The 23,650-nt window shown below is 49.2% G+C and carries 27 protein-coding genes, 2 pseudogenes and 1 riboswitch; of the genes and pseudogenes, 24 read left to right on the top strand and 5 right to left on the bottom strand.

Annotation, left to right across the window (positions count from 1 at the left end; translation table 11 throughout):
* The 8 genes from comGB to NSQ19_RS08355 all read left to right on the top strand — a co-directional run bounded on the left by comGB (position 1) and on the right by NSQ19_RS08355 (position 3,605).
* The gene (gene comGB, locus NSQ19_RS08390) at positions 1–963 is read left to right on the top strand and encodes a competence type IV pilus assembly protein ComGB (RefSeq protein WP_328004587.1); all 963 of its coding nucleotides are present in this window, start codon (positions 1–3) and stop codon (positions 961–963) included.
* A gap of 68 nt (positions 964–1,031) precedes the next feature.
* Complete coding sequence (gene comGC, locus NSQ19_RS08385) at positions 1,032–1,343, top strand: competence type IV pilus major pilin ComGC (protein WP_029142066.1); 312 nt, start codon at positions 1,032–1,034, stop codon at positions 1,341–1,343.
* A complete protein-coding gene (gene comGD / locus NSQ19_RS08380; protein ID WP_118497741.1) occupies positions 1,340–1,783 on the top strand; it encodes a competence type IV pilus minor pilin ComGD in 444 nt (147 codons plus the stop codon). The genes comGC and comGD overlap by 4 nt, the downstream gene beginning before the upstream one ends.
* Positions 1,770–2,078 (top strand): type II secretion system protein, encoded by a 309-nt coding sequence (locus NSQ19_RS08375; RefSeq protein ID WP_029142068.1) that lies wholly within the window; start codon positions 1,770–1,772, stop codon positions 2,076–2,078. The genes comGD and NSQ19_RS08375 overlap by 14 nt, the downstream gene beginning before the upstream one ends.
* Positions 2,041–2,523 (top strand): competence type IV pilus minor pilin ComGF, encoded by a 483-nt coding sequence (comGF, locus tag NSQ19_RS08370; protein ID WP_061566238.1) that lies wholly within the window; start codon positions 2,041–2,043, stop codon positions 2,521–2,523. Before NSQ19_RS08375 ends, comGF begins: the two co-directional genes overlap by 38 nt.
* Positions 2,520–2,888 (top strand): competence type IV pilus minor pilin ComGG, encoded by a 369-nt coding sequence (gene comGG / locus NSQ19_RS08365; protein WP_029142070.1) that lies wholly within the window; start codon positions 2,520–2,522, stop codon positions 2,886–2,888. Before comGF ends, comGG begins: the two co-directional genes overlap by 4 nt.
* On the top strand, positions 2,885–3,442 hold the full coding sequence (locus tag NSQ19_RS08360; RefSeq protein WP_029142071.1) for a shikimate kinase: 558 nt from the start codon (positions 2,885–2,887) through the stop codon (positions 3,440–3,442). The genes comGG and NSQ19_RS08360 overlap by 4 nt, the downstream gene beginning before the upstream one ends.
* Entirely contained in the window at positions 3,429–3,605 is a 177-nt protein-coding gene (locus NSQ19_RS08355; protein ID WP_237348197.1) for a YqzE family protein, read from the top strand. The genes NSQ19_RS08360 and NSQ19_RS08355 overlap by 14 nt, the downstream gene beginning before the upstream one ends.
* Positions 3,606–3,638: 33 nt before the next feature.
* On the opposite strand, the gene NSQ19_RS08350 is transcribed toward NSQ19_RS08355, so the two are convergent.
* Positions 3,639–4,430 (bottom strand): YqhG family protein, encoded by a 792-nt coding sequence (locus NSQ19_RS08350; RefSeq protein WP_340702704.1) that lies wholly within the window; start codon positions 4,428–4,430, stop codon positions 3,639–3,641.
* Entirely contained in the window at positions 4,399–6,102 is a 1,704-nt protein-coding gene (locus NSQ19_RS08345; protein WP_328197599.1) for a DEAD/DEAH box helicase, read from the bottom strand. The genes NSQ19_RS08350 and NSQ19_RS08345 overlap by 32 nt, the downstream gene beginning before the upstream one ends.
* A gap of 218 nt (positions 6,103–6,320) precedes the next feature.
* Positions 6,321–6,411, top strand: a riboswitch (glycine riboswitch).
* A gap of 170 nt (positions 6,412–6,581) precedes the next feature.
* Here NSQ19_RS08345 and gcvT point away from each other — a divergent pair.
* The 3 genes from gcvT to gcvPB are packed head-to-tail and all read left to right on the top strand — an operon-like array spanning position 6,582 to position 10,502.
* Entirely contained in the window at positions 6,582–7,703 is a 1,122-nt protein-coding gene (gcvT, locus tag NSQ19_RS08340) for a glycine cleavage system aminomethyltransferase GcvT (RefSeq protein WP_340702703.1), read from the top strand.
* Positions 7,700–9,052, top strand: coding sequence for an aminomethyl-transferring glycine dehydrogenase subunit GcvPA (gcvPA, locus tag NSQ19_RS08335; RefSeq protein WP_340702702.1), 1,353 nt, complete (start codon positions 7,700–7,702; stop codon positions 9,050–9,052). Before gcvT ends, gcvPA begins: the two co-directional genes overlap by 4 nt.
* On the top strand, positions 9,042–10,502 hold the full coding sequence (gene gcvPB, locus NSQ19_RS08330; RefSeq protein WP_013859634.1) for an aminomethyl-transferring glycine dehydrogenase subunit GcvPB: 1,461 nt from the start codon (positions 9,042–9,044) through the stop codon (positions 10,500–10,502). Before gcvPA ends, gcvPB begins: the two co-directional genes overlap by 11 nt.
* 35 nt (positions 10,503–10,537) lie before the next feature.
* Here the strand turns inward: gcvPB and NSQ19_RS08325 are convergent, their stop codons facing one another.
* Positions 10,538–10,924 carry a rhodanese-like domain-containing protein gene (locus NSQ19_RS08325; protein WP_013859633.1) on the bottom strand — a complete coding sequence of 129 codons (387 nt, stop codon included), beginning with the start codon at positions 10,922–10,924 and terminating at the stop codon, positions 10,538–10,540.
* A gap of 246 nt (positions 10,925–11,170) precedes the next feature.
* Here NSQ19_RS08325 and NSQ19_RS08320 point away from each other — a divergent pair, with 246 nt between their 5' ends.
* From NSQ19_RS08320 to NSQ19_RS08300, 5 genes and pseudogenes are all read left to right on the top strand, one after another.
* Positions 11,171–12,007, top strand: coding sequence for a lipoate--protein ligase family protein (locus NSQ19_RS08320; RefSeq protein WP_017553551.1), 837 nt, complete (start codon positions 11,171–11,173; stop codon positions 12,005–12,007).
* A 345-nt stretch (positions 12,008–12,352) separates the two neighbouring features.
* Positions 12,353–14,911, top strand: a complete 2,559-nt coding sequence (locus tag NSQ19_RS08315) for a vitamin B12-dependent ribonucleotide reductase (protein ID WP_019720601.1) — start codon at positions 12,353–12,355, stop codon at positions 14,909–14,911.
* A gap of 131 nt (positions 14,912–15,042) precedes the next feature.
* Positions 15,043–15,357, top strand: a pseudogene (locus NSQ19_RS08310) (FAD-dependent oxidoreductase); the annotation flags it as partial.
* Positions 15,358–15,445: 88 nt separating this feature from the next.
* A pseudogene (locus NSQ19_RS08305) lies at positions 15,446–15,793 on the top strand (thiolase family protein); the annotation flags it as partial.
* Positions 15,794–16,052: 259 nt separating this feature from the next.
* Positions 16,053–16,937 (top strand): patatin-like phospholipase family protein, encoded by an 885-nt coding sequence (locus tag NSQ19_RS08300; protein WP_328004591.1) that lies wholly within the window; start codon positions 16,053–16,055, stop codon positions 16,935–16,937.
* Between the two features lie 16 nt (positions 16,938–16,953).
* On the opposite strand, the gene NSQ19_RS08295 is transcribed toward NSQ19_RS08300, so the two are convergent.
* On the bottom strand, positions 16,954–17,319 hold the full coding sequence (locus NSQ19_RS08295; protein WP_234969520.1) for an SA1362 family protein: 366 nt from the start codon (positions 17,317–17,319) through the stop codon (positions 16,954–16,956).
* Positions 17,320–17,477: 158 nt separating this feature from the next.
* The gene (locus NSQ19_RS08290; RefSeq protein ID WP_029142193.1) at positions 17,478–18,401 is read right to left on the bottom strand and encodes a DUF1385 domain-containing protein; all 924 of its coding nucleotides are present in this window, start codon (positions 18,399–18,401) and stop codon (positions 17,478–17,480) included.
* A 184-nt stretch (positions 18,402–18,585) separates the two neighbouring features.
* Between NSQ19_RS08290 and NSQ19_RS08285 the strand changes: the two genes are divergently transcribed.
* The 8 genes from NSQ19_RS08285 to spoIIIAD all read left to right on the top strand — a co-directional run bounded on the left by NSQ19_RS08285 (position 18,586) and on the right by spoIIIAD (position 23,649).
* Positions 18,586–19,104, top strand: coding sequence for a YqhR family membrane protein (locus tag NSQ19_RS08285; RefSeq protein ID WP_201028578.1), 519 nt, complete (start codon positions 18,586–18,588; stop codon positions 19,102–19,104).
* Positions 19,105–19,230: 126 nt separating this feature from the next.
* On the top strand, positions 19,231–19,686 hold the full coding sequence (gene aroQ, locus NSQ19_RS08280; RefSeq protein WP_328004592.1) for a type II 3-dehydroquinate dehydratase: 456 nt from the start codon (positions 19,231–19,233) through the stop codon (positions 19,684–19,686).
* Positions 19,680–20,741, top strand: coding sequence for a M24 family metallopeptidase (locus tag NSQ19_RS08275; protein ID WP_017553543.1), 1,062 nt, complete (start codon positions 19,680–19,682; stop codon positions 20,739–20,741). Before aroQ ends, NSQ19_RS08275 begins: the two co-directional genes overlap by 7 nt.
* 49 nt (positions 20,742–20,790) lie before the next feature.
* The gene (gene efp / locus NSQ19_RS08270; RefSeq protein ID WP_013859621.1) at positions 20,791–21,348 is read left to right on the top strand and encodes an elongation factor P; all 558 of its coding nucleotides are present in this window, start codon (positions 20,791–20,793) and stop codon (positions 21,346–21,348) included.
* A gap of 208 nt (positions 21,349–21,556) precedes the next feature.
* Positions 21,557–22,483, top strand: a complete 927-nt coding sequence (gene spoIIIAA, locus NSQ19_RS08265) for a stage III sporulation protein AA (protein ID WP_118497731.1) — start codon at positions 21,557–21,559, stop codon at positions 22,481–22,483.
* Positions 22,476–22,991: a stage III sporulation protein SpoIIIAB gene (spoIIIAB, locus tag NSQ19_RS08260; protein WP_029142198.1), complete on the top strand. Its 516-nt coding sequence runs from the start codon at positions 22,476–22,478 to the stop codon at positions 22,989–22,991. Before spoIIIAA ends, spoIIIAB begins: the two co-directional genes overlap by 8 nt.
* A 30-nt stretch (positions 22,992–23,021) precedes the next feature.
* A complete protein-coding gene (spoIIIAC, locus tag NSQ19_RS08255; protein WP_013859618.1) occupies positions 23,022–23,225 on the top strand; it encodes a stage III sporulation protein AC in 204 nt (67 codons plus the stop codon).
* Positions 23,226–23,259: 34 nt separating this feature from the next.
* On the top strand, positions 23,260–23,649 hold the full coding sequence (gene spoIIIAD, locus NSQ19_RS08250) for a stage III sporulation protein AD (protein ID WP_017553540.1): 390 nt from the start codon (positions 23,260–23,262) through the stop codon (positions 23,647–23,649).
* Position 23,650 lies beyond the last annotated feature (1 nt).

Below are 23,650 nucleotides of genomic sequence, written 5' to 3'. Positions count from 1 at the left end.
ATGCTCGAAAACGGATTTCCGATTGCGGATGCTATCGATTTTCTCGGGCATGTGGACGGCGAACTGAATGCGCGTTCCATGAACAAACAGCTGCAAAACGGAACGCCGCTCCATGACGTGCTGCTGAAACACCGGTTTGATGCCAACGCATGCATGCAAATTTATTTTGCCGGGCAGCACGGGGAGATGGTTGCTGCCCTTAAAGAGGCAGGTGCTTACTTATTGAAAAAGCACGAGGACGCCCTTGCCTTTTGGAAACTGATCCGTTATCCGCTCATACTGGCAGCCGCGCTATTTATCGCCACGGCTTTTGTGAGAAACGTGCTGCTGCCGCAATTTGAACATATGTATGTCGCAATGGATTACAAGCCTTCGCGAAATCTCCGGCTGTTCCTGGCCATCATGGAACAGGCCCCGCATGATATCCTGGTTTTAAGTAATTTTCTCTTCCTGTTTTTCACACTCTTTTTTCTCTATTTTAAAAGAAAAAAACCGCTCGCGCAGGCGGCATGGCTTTCGCGGCTGCCGGTATCCCGTTTTTACTATACCAGTTACTACAGCCAGTTTTTGGCGAGGGAATGGAGCTTTATGCTGAAAAGCGGTTTTTCCGTCTATGAAATTCTGCATGTAATGGAATCGCAAAATTTCAAGCCGCTTTGGCGCGATACCGCAAAATATGTGCGCGAAAAACTGCTTGCCGGCGAGACATTTTCCCACGCCCTGGCCTCTGTCCCGTTTATCGAGCCGCAGCTGGTCATTTTGGTGCGCCACGGGGAGAAAAACGGGCGCCTTGATCAGGAGCTCTATTATTACAGCCAAATTAGCTTGAAAAGAATGGAAGAGAAAATCCAAAGCCTGTTCGGGCTGATTCAACCGGTTGTATTTATTTTCATCGGTTTCTTTTTGGTTGCCATTTATTTGTCGATCATGTTGCCGATGTTCCAGATGATTGACGCGGTTTAACCGGGGAAGGCTTGCCGGGCGGCGGGGCTTAAAGCCTTCCCCCCAGAAAAAGAAAGGAGAAATTGCCCATGTCTTTAATCAAAAATCAAAAAGGTTTTACGCTGATCGAAATGCTGATTGTTTTGCTCGTTATTACAGTTCTCTTGTTTTTGATGATTCCGAACATTTCCAAACATACCGATGCGATCAATAACAAAGGTTGCGATGCGTTCATTGCCATGGTGCAGGGTCAGGTGCAGGCGTATGAAATGGACCACAATGAATATCCGTCATCCATCAGCCAGTTGAAAGACGGCGGCTATGTGTCGAAAACGAGCTGCCCAAATGGAAACGGAGTGAACATTGGGGCGGACGGGAAAGTAACGGAGGTTGCAAAGTGAAGCGGCCAAAAAACGAATCCGGTTTTACCTTTCCGGAAATGCTCGTTGTTTTGTTGATTGTATCCGTGATCACCGCCCTTGCGTTTGCCGGATTTAAGCCGGTGAAACATACGACCGTCAAAAAAATGTTCATCAACCAGCTTGAAAATGATTTGTACCTGGCGCAAACGGACGCGATTTCCCGCCAGACGAACGTATACGTCCAATTTTTCCGCCAGAACAATATGTATTCCATTTTTGAGGCGAGGAAAAATGCGGCGATTGTAAAAAGAAAGCTTCCGGAAGGCATCAAAATGTTCGAAAACGGCAGCTTTCATTCCTATACGATCGGGCCGGACGGGAATGTTACCCAGTTCGGCACGCTCTATTTCCAGTCCGGCGGAGAACAAATCAAGCTGGTTACGCATATTGGAAGCGGGCGGTTTTATGTCGAAGAGTGAACGGGGCTTTACTTTTCCGGAAGTCATCGCTGCGTTTGCCGTATTTTGCCTGATGGCGGCCTGCCTGTTCCCGCCGTTTCTCCATATGCTTGGCCAGATCAAAGAGACAAAACAGGAGATGGAGGCAGCCCGTTTTTTATACGAAAAAACGGAGGAATGGACTTTTACCGGAAAAGTCGTTGAAAAAGAAAAAAAGGCCGGCGGGGCCACGTGGACATTTCAAATCAAAGACAATGGCAGAAAGGCATGTGTCAAACATGAGCAAAACAAGACTTGTGTTTCGCTCCGGCAATGAAAAAGGCTTTACGCTGCTTGAAAGCGTGTGCGTGCTGTTTCTCGTCACTTCCTTGTTCTCGCTTTTTCCCCTGGCAGTGAAAACATTCGGGACAGCCGGGGAAGCATTCCGGCCGGAAGAAGATGAAGAGTGGAATCTTTTTCTCATGCAGTTGCGCAAAGAAATCCGGGTGAGCAGCTCGTGCCAGGCAGCCCAAAATACTTTGAAACTGAACGAGGCAGGAAGGACGGTTACGTATGAACCGTACCAGAACAGTTTGCGGCGGAGAGTGAACGGTGAGGGGCATCAAATTGTGCTTCAAAATGTGCGGTCCATCCAATTTGCGGCAACAGGAAACGGGGTCAAAGTGTCCGCTGTTTATCCGAATGGCGCGGAAAAAACAGCGGAAATGACCTTTCTTTCCCGCCATGCGCTCTTCGGCCAAACGGAGGGCAATGCCCGATGAACAGGCAAAAAGGGTTTATTTTGCCGGTAGTGCTGTTTTTGGCGCTTGCCGCATGCAGTATGGTCATTTCGGGAACAAATATTTACCTAGGCGAAAAGAAATATGCCGTGCTGGTGAAGGAATATTATTTGCGGAATACCATGTCGCTTTTCGCCATCAGGGAGGCGGCGCAAAAATTGGAAAAAGGCGACAAAAGCCCGGGGGAACTCCGTTTTTCAGACGGATTGGTGTCTTACAATATCAAACAGGACGGGGATACTGCAGTGATTTCCTTAACTGCGGAAAATGGCAGTGGTGAACTGTTTAAAAGTACGATACGATATAATCAGGCAGAAAAAAAGGTGCTTCAATGGGAGGAACAATGAACAAAAGGATCTATTTGACCGGGTTTATGGGTGCCGGAAAAACGACTGTCGGCCATGCGCTCGCCTCGCTTTTGGGCAGTGCGGCGACGGATCTTGACCGCTGGATTGAAGATGAGGAAGGAATGCCGCCCGCTGCCATTTTTGCTGTAAAAGGGGAAGCCTATTTTCGCCGGAAAGAAACAGAAATGCTGAAACGGGCCGCATCGCTTGCAGGGGTGATCATGACAGGCGGGGGGATTGTCATGCGGGAAGAGAACGCCTGTCTATTAAAACGGGACGGCGTGACGGTTTTTCTGGATTGCGATCCGGAAATCCTGGTTTCACGCATTCAAAATGACCCCTCAAGGCCTGTCGCAACAGGAAGGACAAAGGAGGAGATCATCGCCCTTTACAAAAAAAGGCGGCCGTTTTACCTTTCGTGTGCCGATTTGGTTATTGATACGACGGGAAAATCGGTTGCGGAGATTGTTGCGGAAATTTCCGGCCGCATAAAAACGGAGGCTTTCGGTTATACTGGCGCCTGTAAGGATGGTGGCGCCAATGTCGACAAATGATTATGTCAAATTGCTGGCACAAACATGGATACAGCATATGAGCACGCCAAAAAGCGAGCGGCAGAAAAAGCGGAACGAGAAAAAGGAAGAGATGCCGCCTTTTGCCGAAAGATGGTTCGGCATTCTTCCTTATTTTTTTCTCTTTTTCAAAAGAAAACAGTAGCAGAATCAGGCAGCCTTTTTGGGGCTGCCTGATTTATATAAACGCATCTTTTAAATAAAAGAGGCCGCCGTTTAGGACATGAACGGTAATTTTCGGCTCATACTGTTCCTTCAGCGCCTGTTTTTCAATTTCATACGATTCCGGGCGCTCTTCCATATCTTCGTAAAAATGGTCCAACAGCGCGAGATCCTGGTGCCACCGTTTTACCGCTTCTTCCGCCCAATGATGCGGTTCTTTCGACAGGCCTTGCCGGATATACTGTTCAATCCTGGTGACGGCGCTTTTCGGCATGATCATCGGCGTCAGTGTAAAACAATAATCCGGAATTTTCGGCGTCAGTGCCCGTTGTTCCAGCAAGTCCTGAAAATTTTCAGCCATTGTGCCGTGGATTAAATTCAACCCGATCGAGCGGAATACATCTTTTTTTAAATCACAGCGGTACGAAATTTTGGCGTTCATCCCAAGCCAAGGGTAAAGTGGCACCTGTTTTTGCCCGGGGCGGACGTCTTCAAACAGGCGGATATAGCGGGAAAACTGCTTTGCCGTCTCGAAAATCTGGTTCAGACGAGGGCTTCCAAAATGGACCGGTTCCCCTTTTACCGTATCCGGTGCTTTTTCCCGGTCCGTAATGAACGTAACGGTCATCGGATTCGGGATGCCGCCTGTTTTTTCAAGATAGGACCAGTAAAACGGCCGGTTCATTAACGCCTTATCCAGTTCAACCGTCAGCTGCACCGTCATCCAGCCGGGGCGGTTTTCAACCAATACAGCGCCGTTTGCTTCAAAAAAGCGTTCAAGATATTGATGTATTTCTTCCTGCAGCATCCGCATTTCCCTCCTCTTTCCGTACCGCTTCCGCAAATTCGATCATTTGGGTGAGATTTTCCATTTTGATGTTCATTTCGCCTTCCGATTGCGAGTTTTGGAAGACATCCAGCAGGTGGTCTTCCAGTTTTCCGAATTCGAGCCGGGTCAGAATTTCATCGAGTTCCCCGATTACCCGCTCAAACAAATGGATTTTTTCGTACAACAGTTTCATGATATGTTCTTCAACCGTATTTTTGGTTGCGAAATTATAAATATGCACATCCTTTTCCTGGCCAAGGCGGTGGACACGCCCGATCCTTTGCTCGAGCCGCATCGGGTTCCACGGCAGATCAAAATTAATCATATGGTGGCAAAATTGCAGGTTGATCCCTTCACCGCCCGCTTCTGTCGCAATGAGCACCTGGGCGCGGTTTTCAAACAGCTGCCGCATCCAGTCTTTTTTGCCGCGCTTAAAGCCGCCGCGGAAGGGGACGGATGAAATGCCGTGTTGTTTTAAAAACCATTGCAGGTAAAGCTGTGTTGCCCGGTATTCCGTAAAAATGATCACTTTATCATCAATGTTTTGGATAAGCTCGAGCGCTTTTTCCGCTTTTGAATTGGTTTTTATCGCTTCAATTTTCTGGATCAGCGCAGCAACGGTTTCTTCTAAAACGGGCGAGGGCTGTTCCGTTTTTTTCAGCAGGTTTTTTAAGGTTACAAAAACGGCTTCACGGCTCGAACACGCCTCGCGCTGCAGCGTCAATAGCGAGAAGCCGGCGTGGCTGTACGATTCGCTGCCTCTGCGGATCGTTTGCAGCGCGTCATACAGTTCGCGCTCTTCTTTGCTGAAGTCAATCAGCACCGTTTCAACGCGCCGTTTTGTCCATTCCACCCCGGTGTTTGTGCGCCGGTTCCGGATCATCACTTTGCTGACCAGCTTCCGCAAATGTTCGTCTTCCTTCACCTGCCTGTCCCCATTTTTATATTTTTTGCTGAAATTCGATTCGCTGCCTAAATGGCCGGGTTTCAGCAGGGAGACAAGGTGGAAGATTTCATCGATCCGGTTTTGGATCGGTGTCGCCGTCAAAAGCAGGCAGAATTTCTTCTTTAAGCCCTGGACAAATGCGTAGTTTTTTGTATTCGGATTTTTCAGCTTGTGCGCCTCGTCAATAATAATCATGTCGTACTGCTGCTTGTAAATGATGTCGCGGTGCGGGCTTCTTTTTGCGGTGTCAATGGAAGAGACAACACAGTCATACTGCTCCCACATATAACTTTTCTTCTGCCCGACAGCGGGAATATGGAATTTGCTGTTCAGTTCCGCGACCCATTGCGACACGAGCGATGCCGGGACCAAAATGAGCACTTTTTTTGCAAGCCCGCGAATCATATATTCTTTTAAAATAAGGCCGGCTTCAATCGTTTTTCCAAGCCCGACTTCATCCGCCAAAATGGCTTTGCCGTTCATCTTTTCAACCACCTGGCGGGCCGCTTCCAGCTGGTGCGCAAGCGGTTTGACATTGGCCAGATGCTTTGGCGCCTGCAACCCTTCAAATTCCGGAATGACCAGCCGTTTTTCCATTTCCACTGCAAGCTTATAAAGTTCCCATTTTCCCCACGGCCCGTCCTCCTGATAGCGTTCCATCAATTCCGTTTCCCACGAGCGGTCAAATTCAATGTTGACTTCCATGCTGCCTGCACTCCTTTTCCAATCGTCCCCGATGCATCGTTTTCCATTTCTTACAGCCGCTTTTTATTTTAAAAAATTCAATTGATTTTCAGAATGGTGTCATGATACGATGAAACTGACCAAGAGTTTTTACAGGGTTTACAGGGAAAATCGTATGGAACAGCCTGCATCAGGCATTTTAACTTTAGTATGCCCGATTTTGAACTGAATATTGGCGGATGAGAATAAGAGGAGAGACTGCATTTTTTGTAGCGCCGACGGAGCAAGCGGAAACGTGAATCTCTCAGGCAAAAGGACTCTTAATTTGACGCATCTCTGGAGAGCGCTTCTTTTTTCGGGAAGCCACCAAAGGGGAAAACCGTTTTTCGGTAAACTTTCAGGTGCAAGGACAGGGAATATTTCGTGAAGCAGGCGGAATATTCCCTGTTTTTTTGCTCCCGGATCCACATCCGGATAAAAAACAGAATGGAGGGGTACTAATGCCGGAATTAAAACGGACGCCATTATATGATGTATACCGGAAATACGGCGCAAAAACGACCGGTTTCGGCGGTTGGGAACTGCCGGTGCAATTTTCGGGCATTAAAGCCGAACACGAAGCCGTCCGCACACGGGCAGGCCTGTTTGATGTTTCGCATATGGGCGAAATCCTGGTGGAGGGGCCGGAAAGCCTTGGCTTCCTTCAAAAAATGATGACGAACGATGTGTCCAAATTGAAGCCGGGTGCTGCCCAATATACCGCCATGTGCAATGAAGCCGGCGGCACAGTCGATGATTTGCTGGTTTACCAATTGGGCGAAAACCGGTATTGGCTCGTGGTGAATGCCGCCAATACGGAAAAAGATTACAAATGGCTTGTTTCACACCGGACGGAGGATGTTTCTATAACGGACATCAGCGTAAACGTTGCCCAGCTCGCGCTCCAGGGGCCGCTTGCTGCGGAAGTAATGCAAAAACTTGCGCCAGAAGCGGATGTTTTTACCATTCCATCGTTTTCATTTATTGAAAACGCAAATGTTGAAGGGTTTCAAGTGCTGCTTTCGAGAACCGGTTACACGGGCGAAGACGGCTTTGAAATTTACTGCCGCAGTGAAGATGCGCCAAAGCTATGGGACGAAATATTGGCGAAGGGCCGGGAAAAAGGCGTTTTGCCGTGCGGGCTCGGGGCGAGGGATACGCTCCGCTTTGAAGCCGGGCTCTGCCTTTACGGCCAGGAATTGGTAGAAGACATTTCCCCGCTTGAAGCCGGCATCGGGTTTGCTGTAAAGCTTAAGAAAGAAGCGGATTTTATCGGGAAACAGGCGCTCCTTGCACAGAAAGCAGAAGGCCTGAAACGGCGCCTTGCCGGCATCGAAATGACCGGCCGCGGCATTCCGCGCCACGGATACAGCGTTTATGCAGGGGATGAACGGATTGGCATGGTGACAACCGGGACACAGTCGCCGACTTTAAAGAAAAATATCGGCCTTGCCCTTTTGCGTGTACCGTGGGACGCGCCCGGCACCGAAGTAGAAGTGGATGTTCGTTCCAAAAAGATCAAAGCCGTCGTTGTCCAAACACCGTTCTATAAAAAGCAAAAAAACGAGGAGGGGGAAAAGTGATGCACCGTTACCTGCCGATGACGGAAGAAGATAAACGCGAGATGCTGGATGCGATCGGGGTCCGAAGTGCCGGGGAACTGTTTTCCGACATCCCCGAAAAAGTGCGGTTTAAAGGGGATTACCGGATCAAAAAAGCAAAATCGGAAACGGCGCTGTTAAAAGAACTGTCAGAACTTGCCGGGAAAAATGCCAATTTAAAAGAATATGTCTCTTTTTTGGGGGCGGGGGTTTATGACCACTATATTCCAACGGTCGTGGACCATGTGATCTCAAGATCCGAATTTTATACGGCCTATACCCCTTACCAGCCGGAAATCTCGCAAGGGGAACTGCAGGCCATCTTTGAATTCCAGACGATGATTTGCGGGCTGACCGGCATGGATGTGGCCAATTCCTCGATGTATGACGGCGGCACGTCCATGGCTGAAGCGGCCATGCTTGCGGCCGGGCAGACGAAGAGGAAGAAAATATTGGTTTCAAAAGCTGTCCATCCGGAATACCGGGCCGTTTTACATACGTATGCCAGGGGACAGGGCATCACCGTGGAAGAAATACCGCTCGCAGACGGCTGTACCGACCTGGAAGCGGCCAAAAAACAAATAGACGGCGGGACAGCTGCCGTCATCGTCCAATACCCGAACTTTTTCGGTTCGCTTGAACGGTTAAAAGAAATCGGCGAACTGGCCCATGGCGAAAAAGCTTTGTTTGTTGTATCCGCCAATCTGCTTGCCTTAGGGGTGCTTGCGCCGCCGGGCGATTTCGGCGCCGATATCACAACCGGCGACTGCCAGGTCTTCGGCATTCCGGCTGCATTCGGCGGCCCGCATTGCGGCTACTTTGCGACAACGTCAAAACTGATGCGGAAAATACCGGGCCGGCTTGTTGGCGAAACAGTCGATGAGGACGGGAAAAGGGGGTATGTGCTGACGCTCCAGGCGCGCGAACAGCATATCCGCCGCGACAAAGCGACGTCCAATATTTGCTCAAACCAGGCGCTCAATGCCCTTGCCGCATCGGTGGCCATGAGCGCCCTCGGCAAAAAGGGCGTAAAAGAAATGGCACTGGCCAATATTGCAAAAGCACAGTACGCGAAAAGGAAGTTGGCGGAAAAAGGGTTTGAAATCCCGTTTTCGTCTCCTTTTTTCAATGAGTTTCCCGTGAAATTGCCAAAAAGCGTTCAAGAAGTAAATGAACATTTATTACAGAAAAAAATCATCGGCGGCTATGATGCGGGCAAGGATTACCCGGAATTTGCCGGTTGCATGCTGATTGCCGTGACGGAATTGCGGTCAAAAGAAGAGATTGACCAATTGGCTGAAGAAATGGGGGTCGTGTGCTATGGCAAATGAAGAAATGTCGCTGATTTTTGAACGGTCCAAACCAGGCCGGATCGCGTATAGCCTGCCGGAAATGGACGTGCCGGAAGTGGATGCTGCTGGCCTTTTTCCGCCTGAATACATCCGCAAACAGGATGCGGAACTGCCGGAAGTGTCGGAACTGGATTTAATGCGGCACTACACAAAGCTGTCAGAAAACAACCACGGCGTCGATTCCGGTTTTTACCCGCTCGGATCCTGCACGATGAAATACAATCCGAAAATCAATGAAACGGTTGCGCGCTTTCCGGGATTTGCCCATATCCATCCGCTTCAGGATGAAAGCACCGTCCAGGGGGCGCTCGGGCTGATGTATGACCTGCAGGAACATTTAAAAGAGATTACTGGCATGGATGAAGTGACCTTGCAGCCTGCTGCCGGCGCCCACGGGGAATGGACCGGGCTGATGCTGATCCGCGCTTTCCATGAAGCAAACGGGGATACAAAGCGGACAAAAGTGATCATTCCCGACTCCGCCCACGGCACCAACCCGGCTTCCGCGACCGTTGCCGGCTTCGAAACGGTCACTGTGAAGTCGAATGAAGAAGGGCTTGTGGATCTCGACGACTTAAGAAAAATTGCCGGGGAAGATACCGCAGCGCTCATGCTTACCAATCCGAATACGCTCGGGCTGTTTGAAGCGCATATTCTTGAAATTGCAGAAATTATCCATGAGGCGGGCGGCAAACTGTATTATGACGGCGCCAACCTGAATGCCGTGCTTGCGAAGGCGCGCCCGGGCGATATGGGATTCGATGTTGTCCACCTGAATCTTCATAAAACATTTACAGGCCCGCACGGCGGCGGCGGCCCGGGTTCGGGTCCGGTCGGCGTCAAAAAAGAGCTGGTCCCGTTTTTGCCGGTGCCGGTTGTTGCGAAAAAAGGCGGCCGCTATTATCTGGATGAAGACCGGCCGCAATCAATCGGCAGGGTGAAGCCGTTTTACGGCAATTTCGGCATCAATGTCCGGGCCTATACGTATATCCGTTCAATGGGGCCGGACGGCTTGCGGGAAGTGACCGAGAATGCGGTGATCAATGCCAATTATATGATGCGGAAGCTGGCGCCGTACTACGACCTACCATATGACCGCCATTGTAAGCATGAATTTGTGTTAAGCGGCAGGCGCCAGAAAAAACTCGGGGTGCGGACGTTTGATATCGCCAAGCGGCTGCTTGATTTTGGCTTCCATCCGCCAACCGTGTATTTTCCGCTCAACGTGGAAGAGTGCATGATGATTGAGCCGACGGAAACCGAGTCGAAGGAAACGCTGGATGCCTTTATTGATGCGATGATCCAAATCGCAAAAGAAGCGGAGGAAAATCCGGAAATCGTCCAGGAAGCCCCGCATACAACCATTGTCAAACGCCTGGATGAAACGCGGGCGGCGCGAAAACCGGTTTTGCGTTATGTGAAAAAATAAAAGGAAAAATGCCGCGGCAAAGCCGCGGCATTTTTTTAGTTCCCTGATTTGATTTTGCCTGTCCAGTTTTTAAAGCCGCCTTTCAACTGGTAAAGGTCGCGGCAGCCGTTTTTATAAAGCATTTCAGCGGCGCGCCCGGTGCGCGTCCCGTTCTGGCAATATAAATAAACCGGTTTATCGGTCCGGATCTCTTTTAATCTCATTTTCAGCTGAGACAGCGGAATATTGCGGGCGCCTAAAATATGTCCGTTTGCAAATTCATTCGGTTCGCGCACATCAATGAGCTGCGCTTTGCGGTAACCCGCCTTGAATTCTTCTTCCGTCAAGCTTTTCAGGATTTTTTTCTGCCGGTAGTATCTGGCGAGTGTATACGCCGCTACCGCAACAATAACAATGATGACTGTGTACCACGATTGTGACATCTGCATGCCCCCTTTCTTACCTGATGCGCTATCTACTATTATATTCGTGTTGCGCTTCTGAATCAAAATCTTTTTTTCAGAAAGCCATGTCACCGCTATTTTTTCAGTTTTTCCGCCTGAAAAGCCTGTAGCCCTTGAGTTTTTAATGTTAGCGGAAAAACCGGCACAAACGTGAGCGGGGCTTTGCCGTTTTTCGTCGTTTTTTGGTAAACTGGTAAAGTGATATTTTTAAGAAGAGGGGTTCATATGGGAAAAGAAACCTGGTTGTTTGTAGATTCAGGCCACTGTCCGCCGTTTTTTAACATGGCGCTGGATGAGGCCCTGCTCGACTGGCACAGCAAAGGGGAGATCCCGCCCGCCATCCGCTTTTACGGCTGGGATCCGGCCACCCTTTCAATTGGGTATTTCCAGCGGGCAAAACAGGAAATCGATCTCGAAGCGGTAAAACGATACGGGCTCGGCTTTGTCCGGCGTCCGACAGGGGGAAGGGCTGTTTTGCACGAGCACGAGCTGACCTACAGCGTGATCGTATCGGAAGCGCATCCGGATATGCCGAAAACGGTCACGGAAGCCTACCGTGTGATTTCGGAAGGGCTTGTCAGGGGATTTCGTGCGCTCGGCCTTGAGGCGTATTTTGCGGTGCCGCGGACGGAAGCAGAACGGGAGGCGCTAAGATCCCCGCATTCTTCGGTTTGTTTTGATACGCCGAGCTGGTACGAACTGGTCGTGGAAGGGAGAAAAGTCGCCGGCAGCGCGCAGACGCGGCAGAAAGGCGTCATTTTGCAGCACGGCTCGATTTTGCTCGATATGGATGAGGAGAAGCTGTTCAGCCTGTTTAAATATCCGAGTGACAGGGTGAGGGAAAGAATGCAGCGGAGTTTTAAGCAGAAGGCGGTTGCAATCAATGAACTACGCACCGTTCCCGTCACATACGGGGAAGCAAAAGAGGCTTTCCATAAGGGGTTTGAAGAAGGGCTCGGCATCCGGCTGGAACCGTACACCTTGACGCCGGCGCAACAGGCGTATGTGGAAGAACTGGCAGACAGGCGGTACAGGTCGGATGAATGGAATTTTAAGAGATAAATGAACATTTGTTTTTTTAGCGGCCAGAGGCATGCTTTTTCGCTATTTCCTTTTGTGCCGCGCTTTTTATGGCTGCTTTTTTGATGCAAGCGGCAAATTTTTTCGTTACGCCCGGATTTGCCTGCTTTTTCGGGGGATTTCTCGCATTTTCAGCATGTCTTATTCTTTTTTTTATTTGACAAAAAGAAAGAGGTTTGACCTAACTACAATATATGGTATATAAAAACAGAATACCAATACAATATCTAGTGTTTTTGCTTGCAATTTTTGCCTGCGGTGTGCTATTTTAAAGGAGGCAGAACCACCAGAGAATTTGCATGGAGAAATAGAGAAGGAGTTGTCGTTATGTCTGTTGCTTCGACAGAAAAATTATGGGATGTGGAGAAGCTGAACGAAGATATCCGCTTATTTCCGCAGGTCCATCCGATTACACCGGATATGAACATCACGTACAAAGGCGTTTCAAGGCTTGTCATGATTGACAGATACGCGTTTAAAGACACGGAAAAAGTCACATTGGGCAAGGGCGATTTTGTTGTCCTCACGATTAAAGAAGACCCGAAATTTCCGGCCAGGGGGCTCGGCGTCATCAAAGAAATCGACTGGGAAAAAAATGAAGCGGAAGTCTTAATTGAAGAAGATTATCGCCAGGCGCTGGAACACCCGGATGAAAGAGAAACAGGGGTCATCAAAAGGCCGCTTGATATCATTGAGAAGCCGCTTGAAGTCTACTACGAACAAATCGCAAAACGGAATGCAACCGGCTTAGCGGCAGTGGAAAAAACAGAAGAGAAACGGAAAGAATGGTTTGGGAAGTTTTACAATGAACTGGTAAACTTAAACTTCATCCCGGCAGGCCGCGTCCTCTACGGCGCAGGGTCGGAAACGGAAGTTACTTATTTTAATTGTTATGTGATGCCGTTTGTACCGGATTCGCGGGAAGGCATTTCCGAACACCGCAAACAAGTGATGGAAATTATGAGCCGCGGCGGCGGGGTTGGGACAAACGGTTCGACGCTGCGCCCGCGCAATACGCTGGCAAGGGGCGTCAACGGCAAATCAAGCGGCTCTGTCTCATGGCTCGATGACATCGCCAAACTCACGCACCTGGTCGAACAGGGCGGCAGTCGCAGGGGAGCGCAAATGATCATGCTGGCTGTCTGGCATCCGGACATTGTCGAATTTATCATTTCGAAAATGCAGAATCCACGGATTTTGCGTTTCCTGATCGAAAATACGAACGATGAGTGGATCCGCAAGCTAGCCCACGACAAATTGAAATTCACGCCGCTTTCCGAAATGGAAAGGCAAATGTACCATGGGATTGTGAACTACAAACATATTCCGGGACAGGGCGGCTTTACGGACGAAGTCATGAAAGAGGCGGAAGAAAAACTGGCAACAGGCGGGCATTACACCGTCCATAATCCGGAATTTTTAACCGGCGCCAATATTTCCGTCTGCCTCACAAAAGAATTTATGGAAGCCGTTGAGCAAGACGCAGAATTCGAACTGAAATTTCCGGATGTGGAAAATTACAGCGAAGAAGAAATGCGCATATATAATGAAGAATGGCATAAAATCGGCGATGTGCGCGAATGGGAAAAACTCGGCCGCAAAGTGCGCGTCTACCGCAAAATCAAAGCAAAAGAACTTTGGAATTTGATTAACATCTGCGCGACTTACTCGGCGGAACCGGGCGTCTTCTTTATCGACAACGCCAACGACATGACAAACGCAAAAGCATACGGCCAGAAAGTCGTCGCAACGAATCCTTGCGGAGAGCAACCGCTCGCGCCCTATTCCGTCTGCAACCTCGCAGCGGTCAATCTTGCAAAAATGGTCGACAAAGAAACGAAAGAAGTGCGCTGGGACCAATTGAAACAAACCGTCCATACCGGCGTCCGCATGCAGGACAATGTCATTGACGCGACCCCGTACTTCCTGAAAGAAAACAAAAAACAGGCGCTCGGGGAACGGCGTGTCGGCCTTGGCGTTATGGGCTTAGCCGACCTTCTCATTTATATGGAAAAAGAATACGGATCCGAAGAAGGCAACAAACTTGTCGACAAAGTGTTTGAAACGATCGCGACCGAGGCATACCGCGCATCCATTGAGATCGCAAAAGAAAAGGGGAGTTTCCCGTTTTTAACGGGTGAAACCGAAGAAGAGACAAACCGCCTGCGCCGTGCATTCACGGAAACCGGTTATATGAAAAACATGCCGGAAGACATCCGCAAGGCAATTTTAAAACACGGCATCCGGAACTCCCATTTGCTGACCGTTGCACCAACCGGATCCACCGGCACCATGGTTGGCGTTTCCACCGGGCTTGAGCCGTATTTTTCCTTTTCCTATTTCCGCAGCGGGCGCCTCGGCAAATTTATCGAGGTCAATGCGGACATCGTCCAGGAATATCTGAATCAGCATCCGGAAGCGGACAAAGACCATCTGCCGAACTGGTTTGTAACCGCGATGGATCTTGCACCGGAAGCCCATGCCGATGTCCAATGCGTCATCCAGCGCTGGGTGGACAGCTCGATTTCGAAAACGGTCAACGCCCCGCGCGGTTACACGGTTGAACAGGTGGAAAAAGTGTACGAACGCCTGTATAAGGGCGGCGCGAAAGGCGGAACCGTTTATGTGGACGGCAGCCGGGATTCGCAAGTCCTGACATTGAAAGCAGAAGAACCGCAGGAAGAAAAACAGGAAAAAGCGGAAGTGAAACATGCGAAACAGCATGTCGTCCTGGTTGATACAATCCCGGATATCCGGTCAACAAACGTCACATACGGCAACGAAATCGGCGATACCTGCCCGATCTGCCGGAAAGGGAAAGTGAAGGAAATCGGCGGCTGCAATACATGCGATAACTGCGGCGCGCAATTAAAATGCGGCTTGTAAACGGAATAGTTGAGAAAAAACGGAGCAAAGCGATGCTCCGTTTTTTTCTGCTTACAAAACACCGGTTAAAAGAATAATCGGAAAAATGGTTAAAAAACTTTAATTCGAATATTGACAGCAAAAACGTGATGAAAAAGATTGGATTGAATTTTGATAAGAATGCGATTGTCGTAGATTCGGCGATGCGGACAAACATCGAAGGCATATTTGCGGCGGGTGATGTAACAACGTTTGACGGCAAGGTAAAGCTGATCGCCACGGGATTTGGAGAAGCAGCGACAGCCATTGCAAGCGCAAAAGTTTATCTCGATCCGGCCGCACTCGGCGGTTTCAAAGTCAGGCTGGTAGATGTCCGGCCTGACATCCTGCATCAAGCGGAAAACATAATCGGATCCGTCATGGAAAAGGGCTGGCGAGGGGGAAAATCAACGGGGGGTAGACGCTGAAAGGATAAAGGCAAATATCGAATATACCGTTGATTTACCGGCAGTAGCCGGTTCTGCAGATGTGATCATCGAGGCAGTGCCGGAAAACGGCTACCCGAGGGGAAATCTGGAAATGTTTGACACAACGATCGGATGGAGATTTGTAAATGAAAAATTGAAGAAAATGTACGGGACAGACAGCATGCCGGAAACAGCGGAAAATGTCGCAAAGCAATTCCACATCAGCCGGGAAGCGCAGGATGCCTTTGCTTTTACGAGCCAAATGAGGGCGAAAGCGGCCATAGAAGCAAACCGCTTTCAAGATGAAATCGTGCCTGTCGTGTATACGGATCAGAAGGGGGAATCCGTATCTGTCATCCGGGATGAACATCCCCGCCCCAATACTACGCCGGAAAAACTGGCAAGGTTGAAACCGCTTTTTGCAGGGGGCCAAATTGCCGGCCTTATTGAGGACTGCCCGTCTGTTGCCCAATTATTAGAAGAAATGGTAAAAGAAGCACGGGCTGTGCTAACCAGGAGCATGGCGCGGTTATAATCCCGTATGAACTCTTTGTTCTAATTCCTTTCCTTATGCGCTAAAATAATAAAAAAGCATTTTTTTCATCTTTCGTTCAAGCGGGGCATCCTGCCAACATTCCGCATTTTTTCTGACCAACAAACCGAAACGCCCGGTGCAAATCCAAGGGTGGATTTCCATGGAGATTGACGCGGTGTTTTCCGGCGGAGGCATAAAAGGCCTTGCGCTCATCGGGGCATTGGAAGTTTTGGAAAAAAAGGGATTTACGTTTAAACGGCTGGCCGGCACAAGCGTCGGCTCCGTTTTTGCAGGGCTGCGGGCTGCAGGCTATACAAGCGGCGAAATGAAGCAAATGCTTGCGGAAACAGACACGGCCGCGTTTCTTGACCAGCGAAAACCGCTGCTGCCGGTGCCGTTTGCGAAATGGCTGCTGCTGTATTGGCGGCTCGGGTTGTACAGGGGCACCGCGTTTGAGGAATGGATCGGGGAAAAACTCGCATCTAAAGGTGTGTACACGTTCAAAGATGTTCCAAAAGGCTCCCTTTATTTCACGGCATCCGATCTTACCCATAACCGGCTTGTTGTTTTGCCGGATGACCTGGAACGTTACGGGGTTCCATGGCAAACCTTTCCGGTGGCAAAGGCCATTCGGATGAGCTGCAGCATTCCATATTTTTTCGAACCGGTACGGTTGCGCTCGCTGGAAGGCACAAGCCTCATTGTAGACGGCGGGGTATTAAGCAATTTTCCGATGTGGTTGTTTGTCAAACCGGAAGAAAAAAAGGCGCGGCCGGTGCTCGGCATTACGCTCAGCCCGAAACCACCGGAAGAGCCGGATGTGGAGATAAAAAATGCGATCCAGCTGTTCGATGCCCTGTTCAAGACGATGAAAGACGCCCATGATGCCCGCTATATTTCAAGAAAACTGGAAAAAGACATTATTTTTATCGCTGTAGATGGCGTGACTGCTACAGATTTTCAGCTTTCCGCCGCACAAAAAGCAGCCTTAATCGAGGCGGGCCGGAAAAAAACAGAAACGTTTCTGAAAACGTGGTCCTATTAATAAAAAAGAATCGAGCTTAGTAGACAGCTCGATTTTTCTTTTTGCCCTTTTTGCCTTCAATCACGGTTAACTGGACATTGGATTTTTTGCGCAGCGGCCGTTTTGAAAATTTAACCGTGTGGACAGTATGGACCTTCATATTCCTTTTTTTCATTCTTTTCCTGGATTTGCGGGCGGCTTTTAAAAATGCTTTTTGTTCCTGGTTGGAAACATTCGTGCTTCTCTTGAGCAGGAAACGCATGCCAGCCAAAAGCACTGCCGCAAAAATGAAGGCTATCAACACCCTTTTCAAGAATACAACCGGCTCATGAAACAAAGAGGAACCCAGGCCGACCAGGGCCAAAAGAAAAATGCCGGCGATGATCCATTGACGCGTCTTCAACAAAAGCCACCTCCTCATGTTTTCCCAACCATTTTTTCCATCATTCTATCAGTTTATACGGATCCGGCCGTTTTTATTTTGAGGTTGATTCCCCGTCGCACAAACAAGCTTGTGATAGTAAATGTATTCCCATGCGCTGGAAATTTCAAACGCCGTTTTTAACGGGCGGCAGAAGCCGTATCACCCGATTCCAGTTCAAGCAGCGCCTGAAAGGAGGAAATCGCGACTTCAATTTGCTTGTCATCCGGCTCTTTTGTCGTTAACAGCTGCAGCCACAGGCCCGGATAGCCAAGATACTTCAGAACCGGAATATGGCGGACTTTATTGGTCAGCTGAAGGACTTCAAACGCCGTGCCGAGCACGACCGGAATGAGCAAAATCCGGTCGGTGATGCGGAGCCAGAGCGGATCTGTCGGGACAAGCGTATAAATCAGGACGCTCACAATCACGGTAAACAGAATAAAACTGCTGCCGCACCGGTAATGCAGCCTCGATTGCGAGCGGACGTTTTCAACGGTCAGGGCAAGCCCGTTTTCAAATGTATTGATGACTTTATGTTCAGCCCCGTGGTATTGGAATACCCGCTTGATAAACGGCGTTAAAGAAATCAAATAAATATACGAAAGCACGAGCAGCAGTTTAAACGCGCCTTCAATGAGAATTTGCGCGGCATCCCCGGGAAAAAACGGCCTTGCCAGTTCTGCCAGAAAAACGGGAATAAGCGTCATGAAAAATTTGGCAAACAAAAAGGACAAGACGCCGGCAGCAGCCACGCCGAGCACCACGGTTGTTTTTGCGGGGGCTGCTTCCTTCCGTTTTTCGTCTTCTTCCGGGTCAACATCATACCGCTCGCTTGCAAAATTCAAATGCTTTGCTCCGTTTGCGGATGATTCAATGATGGCAATGATCCCACGCAAAAACGGGATTTTTTTCAATTTTTGGATGGACGGGCGCGTCTCTTTTGGCAGATAAAAGAAGTCGATCCGGTTGTTTTTGCGGCGGATGGCAGTGACCGAATGCCGCTTTCCGCCGAACATAACCCCTTCCACGACTGCCTGGCCGCCATAAACTGGTTTTGTCAATTTCTTTTCCCCCAAACCTGAACTTCAAATGCTTCTTTCCCGTTTAACCTGAAAACGGAGTGGATTTCCGAAACGATATTCACTCTTATTTTACTAAATCATTTTAAATACGACTAGGGGAAAGACTTGTGGGAAAGATAAGAAAGAAAAGATGCATGCCGTCACATGTGAAGGAGTGGAAAATATGGAAAATGGCAGCAAAGTATTAAAAAACCAGGAGCATTCCATGACCTTTTTTCAAATGGTGCTTGTGACCGGATTTGCGGGCGGGATCATTTGGAGCCTGGTTGCTTATTTATACTTTTCTTTTCATTTTACGGCGATTGAACCGAATGTCCTGCTTGAACCATTTACAGTAGGATCCTGGCGCAATATGTGGATCGGAAAAATCATTTCCATATTGGTATACGGATTGCTTTCTACCGGCTGTGCCCTTGTCTATTATCTTTTCTTTAAAAAATTGAAATCGATGTGGGTCGGCGCGATATACGGGCTTTGCCTGTGCGCAGTCGTCCTCATTGTGCTGAATCCGATTTTTCCCGGCATGAAACCTTTTTTAAAACTGGATGCCAATACGATCATTACCTGCTGTTGCATTTACATTCTCTACGGTGTGTTTATCGGTTATTCGATTTCATTTGAGTATGAAAGAAGCCGGGTTTTTAAAAGAAAACTGGAGAGGCAGACGAACCCGCTGCCGTAAATCGATCCGGGCGGGAGGAACGCCCCGGATTCAGGCGCAAGCATGCGGCCGAAAAGTTAAAAAATAGAAATTTTCTTCAATTTATGGTAAAATGGGCACGTTAAATATGGGAAAAAGGTGCTTGAAATGAAAAAATACCTCGTATTAAACGGCCCAAATCTGAATTTGCTCGGGCAAAGGGAACCCGGCACTTACGGGAAAGATTCGTTAAAAACCCTGATGGCGCGCATGGAAGCGGCGGCCCGAAAGCACGGCGTCGCCATCGGTTTTTTTCAATCCAACCATGAAGGCGCCCTGATTGACAAGCTGCACGCTGCCGGGGATGAAGGCTTTGCAGGGATTATTTTCAATCCGGGCGCGTTCACGCATTACAGCTATGCTTTGCGGGACGCGATCAGTGCCATCCGCCTACCGGTGATTGAAGTTCATATTTCGAACATCCATGCCCGCGAGGAATTCCGCCACCATTCTGTAACGGCGGCTGTTGCGCAGGGGCAAATTGCAGGCTTCGGGCTGTTCGGCTATGAGCTTGCCCTCATGGCCTTGCTTGAGGCAGAAAAGGGAGAGGAAGAAAGATGTTAAAACTGGAGAAACTGAGAGAAACATTTCCGCAGGCCGGTATTGACGGCTTGCTCATTACAAGCCCGTATAACCGCCGCTATATGTCCAATTTTACGGGGACTACCGGGATTGTCCTTATATCCGGGGAAGCGGCAAAATTTATTACGGACTTCCGCTATGTCGAGCAGGCATCGAAAGAGTGTGAAGGCTACGAAATCGTCCAGCATCAGGGGCCGGTGGAACAGGAAGTGGCCAAACAGGTGGAAGCAATGGGGATCAAACGGCTCGGGTTTGAGCAGGACCATATGAGCTATGCGCTTTTTAAAACGTATGAAGGGCTGCTCGATGCGGAACTGGTCCCGGTTTCCGGCCTTGTTGAAAATTTGCGCTTGATCAAAACAGATGCGGAAATTAAGATATTAAAAGAGGCTGCGGATATTGCGGATGCTGCCTTTAAACATATCCTTGACTTCTTAAAACCGGGCGTCACGGAATTGGAAGTTTCCAATGAACTGGAATTTTTCATGAGGAAATGCGGCGCGACTGCTTCTTCATTTGATACCATTGTCGCATCCGGCCTCCGCTCTGCCATGCCGCACGGAGTGGCGACGGACAAGGTGATCGAAAAAGGCGATTTGGTTACGATGGATTACGGCGCGCTCTATAAAGGCTATTGTTCGGATATTACAAGGACGGTTGCGGTCGGCGAGCCTTCCGGGCAATTGAAGAAAATCTACAATATTGTGCTGGAATCGCAGCTGCTTGCCGTCCAAAACATCAAACCGGGCATGTCCGGTATTGAAGCAGACGCCATTTCCCGCGATTATATCGCCCGGAAAGGTTACGGCGATGCGTTCGGCCATTCCCTTGGGCACGGGATCGGCCTTGAAATCCACGAAGGCCCGAATCTTTCCATGCGCTCGGCCTATACTTTGGAACCGGGCATGGTTGTCACCATCGAACCGGGCATTTATGTGCCGGGTGTCGGCGGCGTCCGGATTGAAGACGATACGGTGATTACCGAAAATTCGAATGAATTGCTGACGCATTCCGCAAAAGAACTGATTATATTATAATAGTTACAGCCCTCAACAGGGGATCGAATGAACATGTAGGAGGAAAAATATGATTTCAGTAAACGATTTTCGCACCGGCTTAACGATTGAAGTGGACGGCGGCATCTGGCGCGTCCTCGATTTCCAGCATGTTAAGCCGGGAAAAGGCGCCGCTTTTGTGCGCTCAAAGCTTCGCAATTTGCGTACCGGCGCTATCCAGGAAAAAACGTTCCGTGCCGGCGAAAAAGTTGAAAGGGCACAGATCGACAACCGGAGAATGCAGTATTTATATGCAAACGGCGACCAGCACGTATTTATGGATACGGAAACGTATGAACAAATCGAGCTGAGCAGCGCCCAAATTAAAGATGAGCTGCAATACTTGCTGGAAAACATGGAAGTGCAAATGATCATGTACCAGGGAGAAACGCTCGGCATTGAACTCCCGAATACGGTCACGCTGACAGTTACCCATACGGAACCGGGGGTAAAGGGCGATACGGCAACAGGCGGGTCCAAACCGGCCACGCTTGAAACCGGCCTGACGGTACAGGTGCCTTTCTTTGTCAATGAAGGCGATAAAGTGATCATCAATACAACGGACGGTTCATACGTGTCCCGTGCCTGATTTCTTTGAAAAAAGCTTGGCGTCCCAAACGGCGCCAAGCTTTTTTGCTTTTCCGGCAAGAGACAGGCAAAAATAAGTTTACATAATCATGTTATAAATAACTTAAACTTTCAGCATCTGCCTCGCTTCCTTGTCATAGTTTTCAAACCCGGCGAATAGATTGTACTATCCATGAACCAAACTGTATGTTTTGAAAGCAGGGATGAAGATGGAAGATTTGCTGGGCATTTTGCCGAAAACCTTATCCAAACAGCTGGAAAAGTTGGGGGACATGCTCGAAGATGTGGAAGAAATCCGCATCCGCGTAAACCGCCCGCTTGAAATTACTTCAAAAGGAATCCCGCATTTTTTGCGCTATACGCCAACGGAGAGCGATGCTGAGCAGCTGATCAACCGGCTTGCGAATTTCTCTTTTTACGCCCTTGAAGAAGAGCTGAAAAAGGGATACGTCACGATCAGCGGCGGGCACCGTGTCGGATTCGCGGGGAAAGTCATTCTTGAAAATGGACAAGTAAAGGCGATCCGCTATTTTTCATCTTTTAATATCCGGATTGCCCGGGAAAAAATCGGGACTGCGGATCCTTATCTTTTCGCCCTTCACAACGGGCGCTGGCTGTCCGCGATGATCATTGGGGCGCCCCAGACCGGAAAAACGACTTTTTTAAGGGATATCGCGCGGCTGATTTCAAGCGGCATCCCGGAACGCGGGATTTCGCCTGCCAAAGTGGGGATTGTCGACGAACGGTCTGAAATTGCCGGCTGCGTCCATGGCATCCCGCAACTCCATTTCGGGCCAAGGGTCGATGTGCTGGATGCCTGTCCGAAAGCGGAAGGGATGATGATGCTGATCCGGTCGATGAGCCCGGATGTCATTGTCGTGGATGAGATCGGCCGCGAAGAAGATGCGGCGGCGATTATGGAGGCGGTAAATGCGGGCATTTCGCTCGTCATGACAACGCACGGGGAAAACTTCCGGGATATCCAAAAACGCCCAATTTTAAAGAAAATCCTCGAATCGTATGCGTTTGACCGCTTTCTCGAACTGTCACGGGGGAGCCGGCCGGGAAGGGTAACAGCGGTCCGCGATGCGGAAGGGAACATCATCCGTACCGGTGAAGGTGTTTCCCGTGCTTAAACTTTTTGGAGCAGCACTGATTGTGCTCGCCACCAGTTTCATCGGCTTTGAGGCAGCAAAACGGTTAAGCGAACGCCCCCGCCAGCTGAGAATTTTTCAAAACGCGCTTCAGGCACTGGAAGTGGAAATCATGTACGGGCATACCCCGCTGCATGAAGCGGCAAGAAAACTATCAGGCCAGCTCCCGGATCCGGCTGCCGCCTTCTTCCGTTCCTTTGCCAGCCAGTTGACCACATTGGAAACAACGGTCAAAGAAGCGTGGGAAAAAAGCCTTGACGGAATTTGGAAACTGACGGCCCTGAAAGAAAACGAGTATGAAGTATTGCGGCAGCTCGGGGAAAACCTGGGCAAACATGACCGCTATACCGAGCAAAAGCAGCTGCTCCTGGCCCTTTCACATTTAGAAAGGGAAGAAAAAGAAGCGCACGAAAGGCAGCTCCGCTATGAAAAAATGGCAAAAAGCCTTGGCGTCCTCACGGGTTTACTGATCGCTATTTTACTGATCTAAAGTCTCACGGATCATATTGGGGGAAAAGCAATGGGCATTGATGTGGACATCATTTTTAAAATTGCCGGGGTCGGGATTGTTGTGGCATTTCTCCACACGATTCTGGACCAGGTCGGCAAAAAAGAATATGCGCAATGGGTCACGCTTCTCGGTTTTCTTTACATTTTGTTTTTAGTGGCATCCATCGTAGGGGATTTGTTTTCCAAAATCAAAACGGTCTTTCTTTTTCAATAAGCCGGGAAAAAAGGGGGGATTTCCCATTGAAATTTTGCAAATTGCGGGTGTGGCGCTCATCACGACTTTCCTTGCGCTCATATTAAAAGAGCAGAAACCGAATTTTGCCTTTTTGCTGACGCTTTTTGCCGGCTGTTTTATCTTTCTTTTTCTGGTGGACAAGATATACGAAATCATCCACCTGCTGCAAAAAATTGCCCAAAAAGGGAATGTCGACACGATGTATATCGAAACGATCCTGAAAATCATCGGCGTCGCTTATATTGCCGATTTTGCAGCCAATATTACAAAAGATGCCGGGCAGGGGGCACTTGCGGCAAAGGTGGAGCTGGCCGGCAAAATCATTATTTTGACAATGGCCATCCCCATTCTTACCGTGCTGATCGAAACGATTGTCAATCTCGTTCCGCGTGCAGGGAGTTGAG

The sequence above is a fragment of the Weizmannia sp. FSL W8-1119 genome (assembly GCF_038008605.1).
In the GTDB taxonomy this organism is placed as follows: Bacteria; Bacillota; Bacilli; order Bacillales; family Bacillaceae_C; genus Weizmannia; species Weizmannia coagulans.
This window is presented reverse-complemented; position numbering and strand designations above follow the sequence as displayed.

What these genes read in the sequence shown, in the direction of transcription:
- comGB (WP_328004587.1), top strand. Translation starts at nt 1, where the DNA reads ATGCTCGAAAACGGATTTCCGATTGCGGATGCTATCGATTTTCTCGGG.
- comGC (WP_029142066.1), top strand. Translation starts at nt 1,032, where the DNA reads ATGTCTTTAATCAAAAATCAAAAAGGTTTTACGCTGATCGAAATGCTG.
- NSQ19_RS08375 (WP_029142068.1), top strand. Translation starts at nt 1,770, where the DNA reads ATGTCGAAGAGTGAACGGGGCTTTACTTTTCCGGAAGTCATCGCTGCG.
- comGF (WP_061566238.1), top strand. Translation starts at nt 2,041, where the DNA reads ATGAGCAAAACAAGACTTGTGTTTCGCTCCGGCAATGAAAAAGGCTTT.
- comGG (WP_029142070.1), top strand. Translation starts at nt 2,520, where the DNA reads ATGAACAGGCAAAAAGGGTTTATTTTGCCGGTAGTGCTGTTTTTGGCG.
- NSQ19_RS08360 (WP_029142071.1), top strand. Translation starts at nt 2,885, where the DNA reads ATGAACAAAAGGATCTATTTGACCGGGTTTATGGGTGCCGGAAAAACG.
- NSQ19_RS08355 (WP_237348197.1), top strand. Translation starts at nt 3,429, where the DNA reads ATGTCGACAAATGATTATGTCAAATTGCTGGCACAAACATGGATACAG.
- NSQ19_RS08350 (WP_340702704.1), bottom strand. Translation starts at nt 4,430, where the DNA reads ATGCTGCAGGAAGAAATACATCAATATCTTGAACGCTTTTTTGAAGCA.
- NSQ19_RS08345 (WP_328197599.1), bottom strand. Translation starts at nt 6,102, where the DNA reads ATGGAAGTCAACATTGAATTTGACCGCTCGTGGGAAACGGAATTGATG.
- gcvT (WP_340702703.1), top strand. Translation starts at nt 6,582, where the DNA reads ATGCCGGAATTAAAACGGACGCCATTATATGATGTATACCGGAAATAC.
- gcvPB (WP_013859634.1), top strand. Translation starts at nt 9,042, where the DNA reads ATGGCAAATGAAGAAATGTCGCTGATTTTTGAACGGTCCAAACCAGGC.
- NSQ19_RS08325 (WP_013859633.1), bottom strand. Translation starts at nt 10,924, where the DNA reads ATGTCACAATCGTGGTACACAGTCATCATTGTTATTGTTGCGGTAGCG.
- NSQ19_RS08320 (WP_017553551.1), top strand. Translation starts at nt 11,171, where the DNA reads ATGGGAAAAGAAACCTGGTTGTTTGTAGATTCAGGCCACTGTCCGCCG.
- NSQ19_RS08315 (WP_019720601.1), top strand. Translation starts at nt 12,353, where the DNA reads ATGTCTGTTGCTTCGACAGAAAAATTATGGGATGTGGAGAAGCTGAAC.
- NSQ19_RS08300 (WP_328004591.1), top strand. Translation starts at nt 16,053, where the DNA reads ATGGAGATTGACGCGGTGTTTTCCGGCGGAGGCATAAAAGGCCTTGCG.
- NSQ19_RS08285 (WP_201028578.1), top strand. Translation starts at nt 18,586, where the DNA reads ATGGAAAATGGCAGCAAAGTATTAAAAAACCAGGAGCATTCCATGACC.
- aroQ (WP_328004592.1), top strand. Translation starts at nt 19,231, where the DNA reads ATGAAAAAATACCTCGTATTAAACGGCCCAAATCTGAATTTGCTCGGG.
- NSQ19_RS08275 (WP_017553543.1), top strand. Translation starts at nt 19,680, where the DNA reads ATGTTAAAACTGGAGAAACTGAGAGAAACATTTCCGCAGGCCGGTATT.
- efp (WP_013859621.1), top strand. Translation starts at nt 20,791, where the DNA reads ATGATTTCAGTAAACGATTTTCGCACCGGCTTAACGATTGAAGTGGAC.
- spoIIIAA (WP_118497731.1), top strand. Translation starts at nt 21,557, where the DNA reads ATGGAAGATTTGCTGGGCATTTTGCCGAAAACCTTATCCAAACAGCTG.
- spoIIIAC (WP_013859618.1), top strand. Translation starts at nt 23,022, where the DNA reads ATGGGCATTGATGTGGACATCATTTTTAAAATTGCCGGGGTCGGGATT.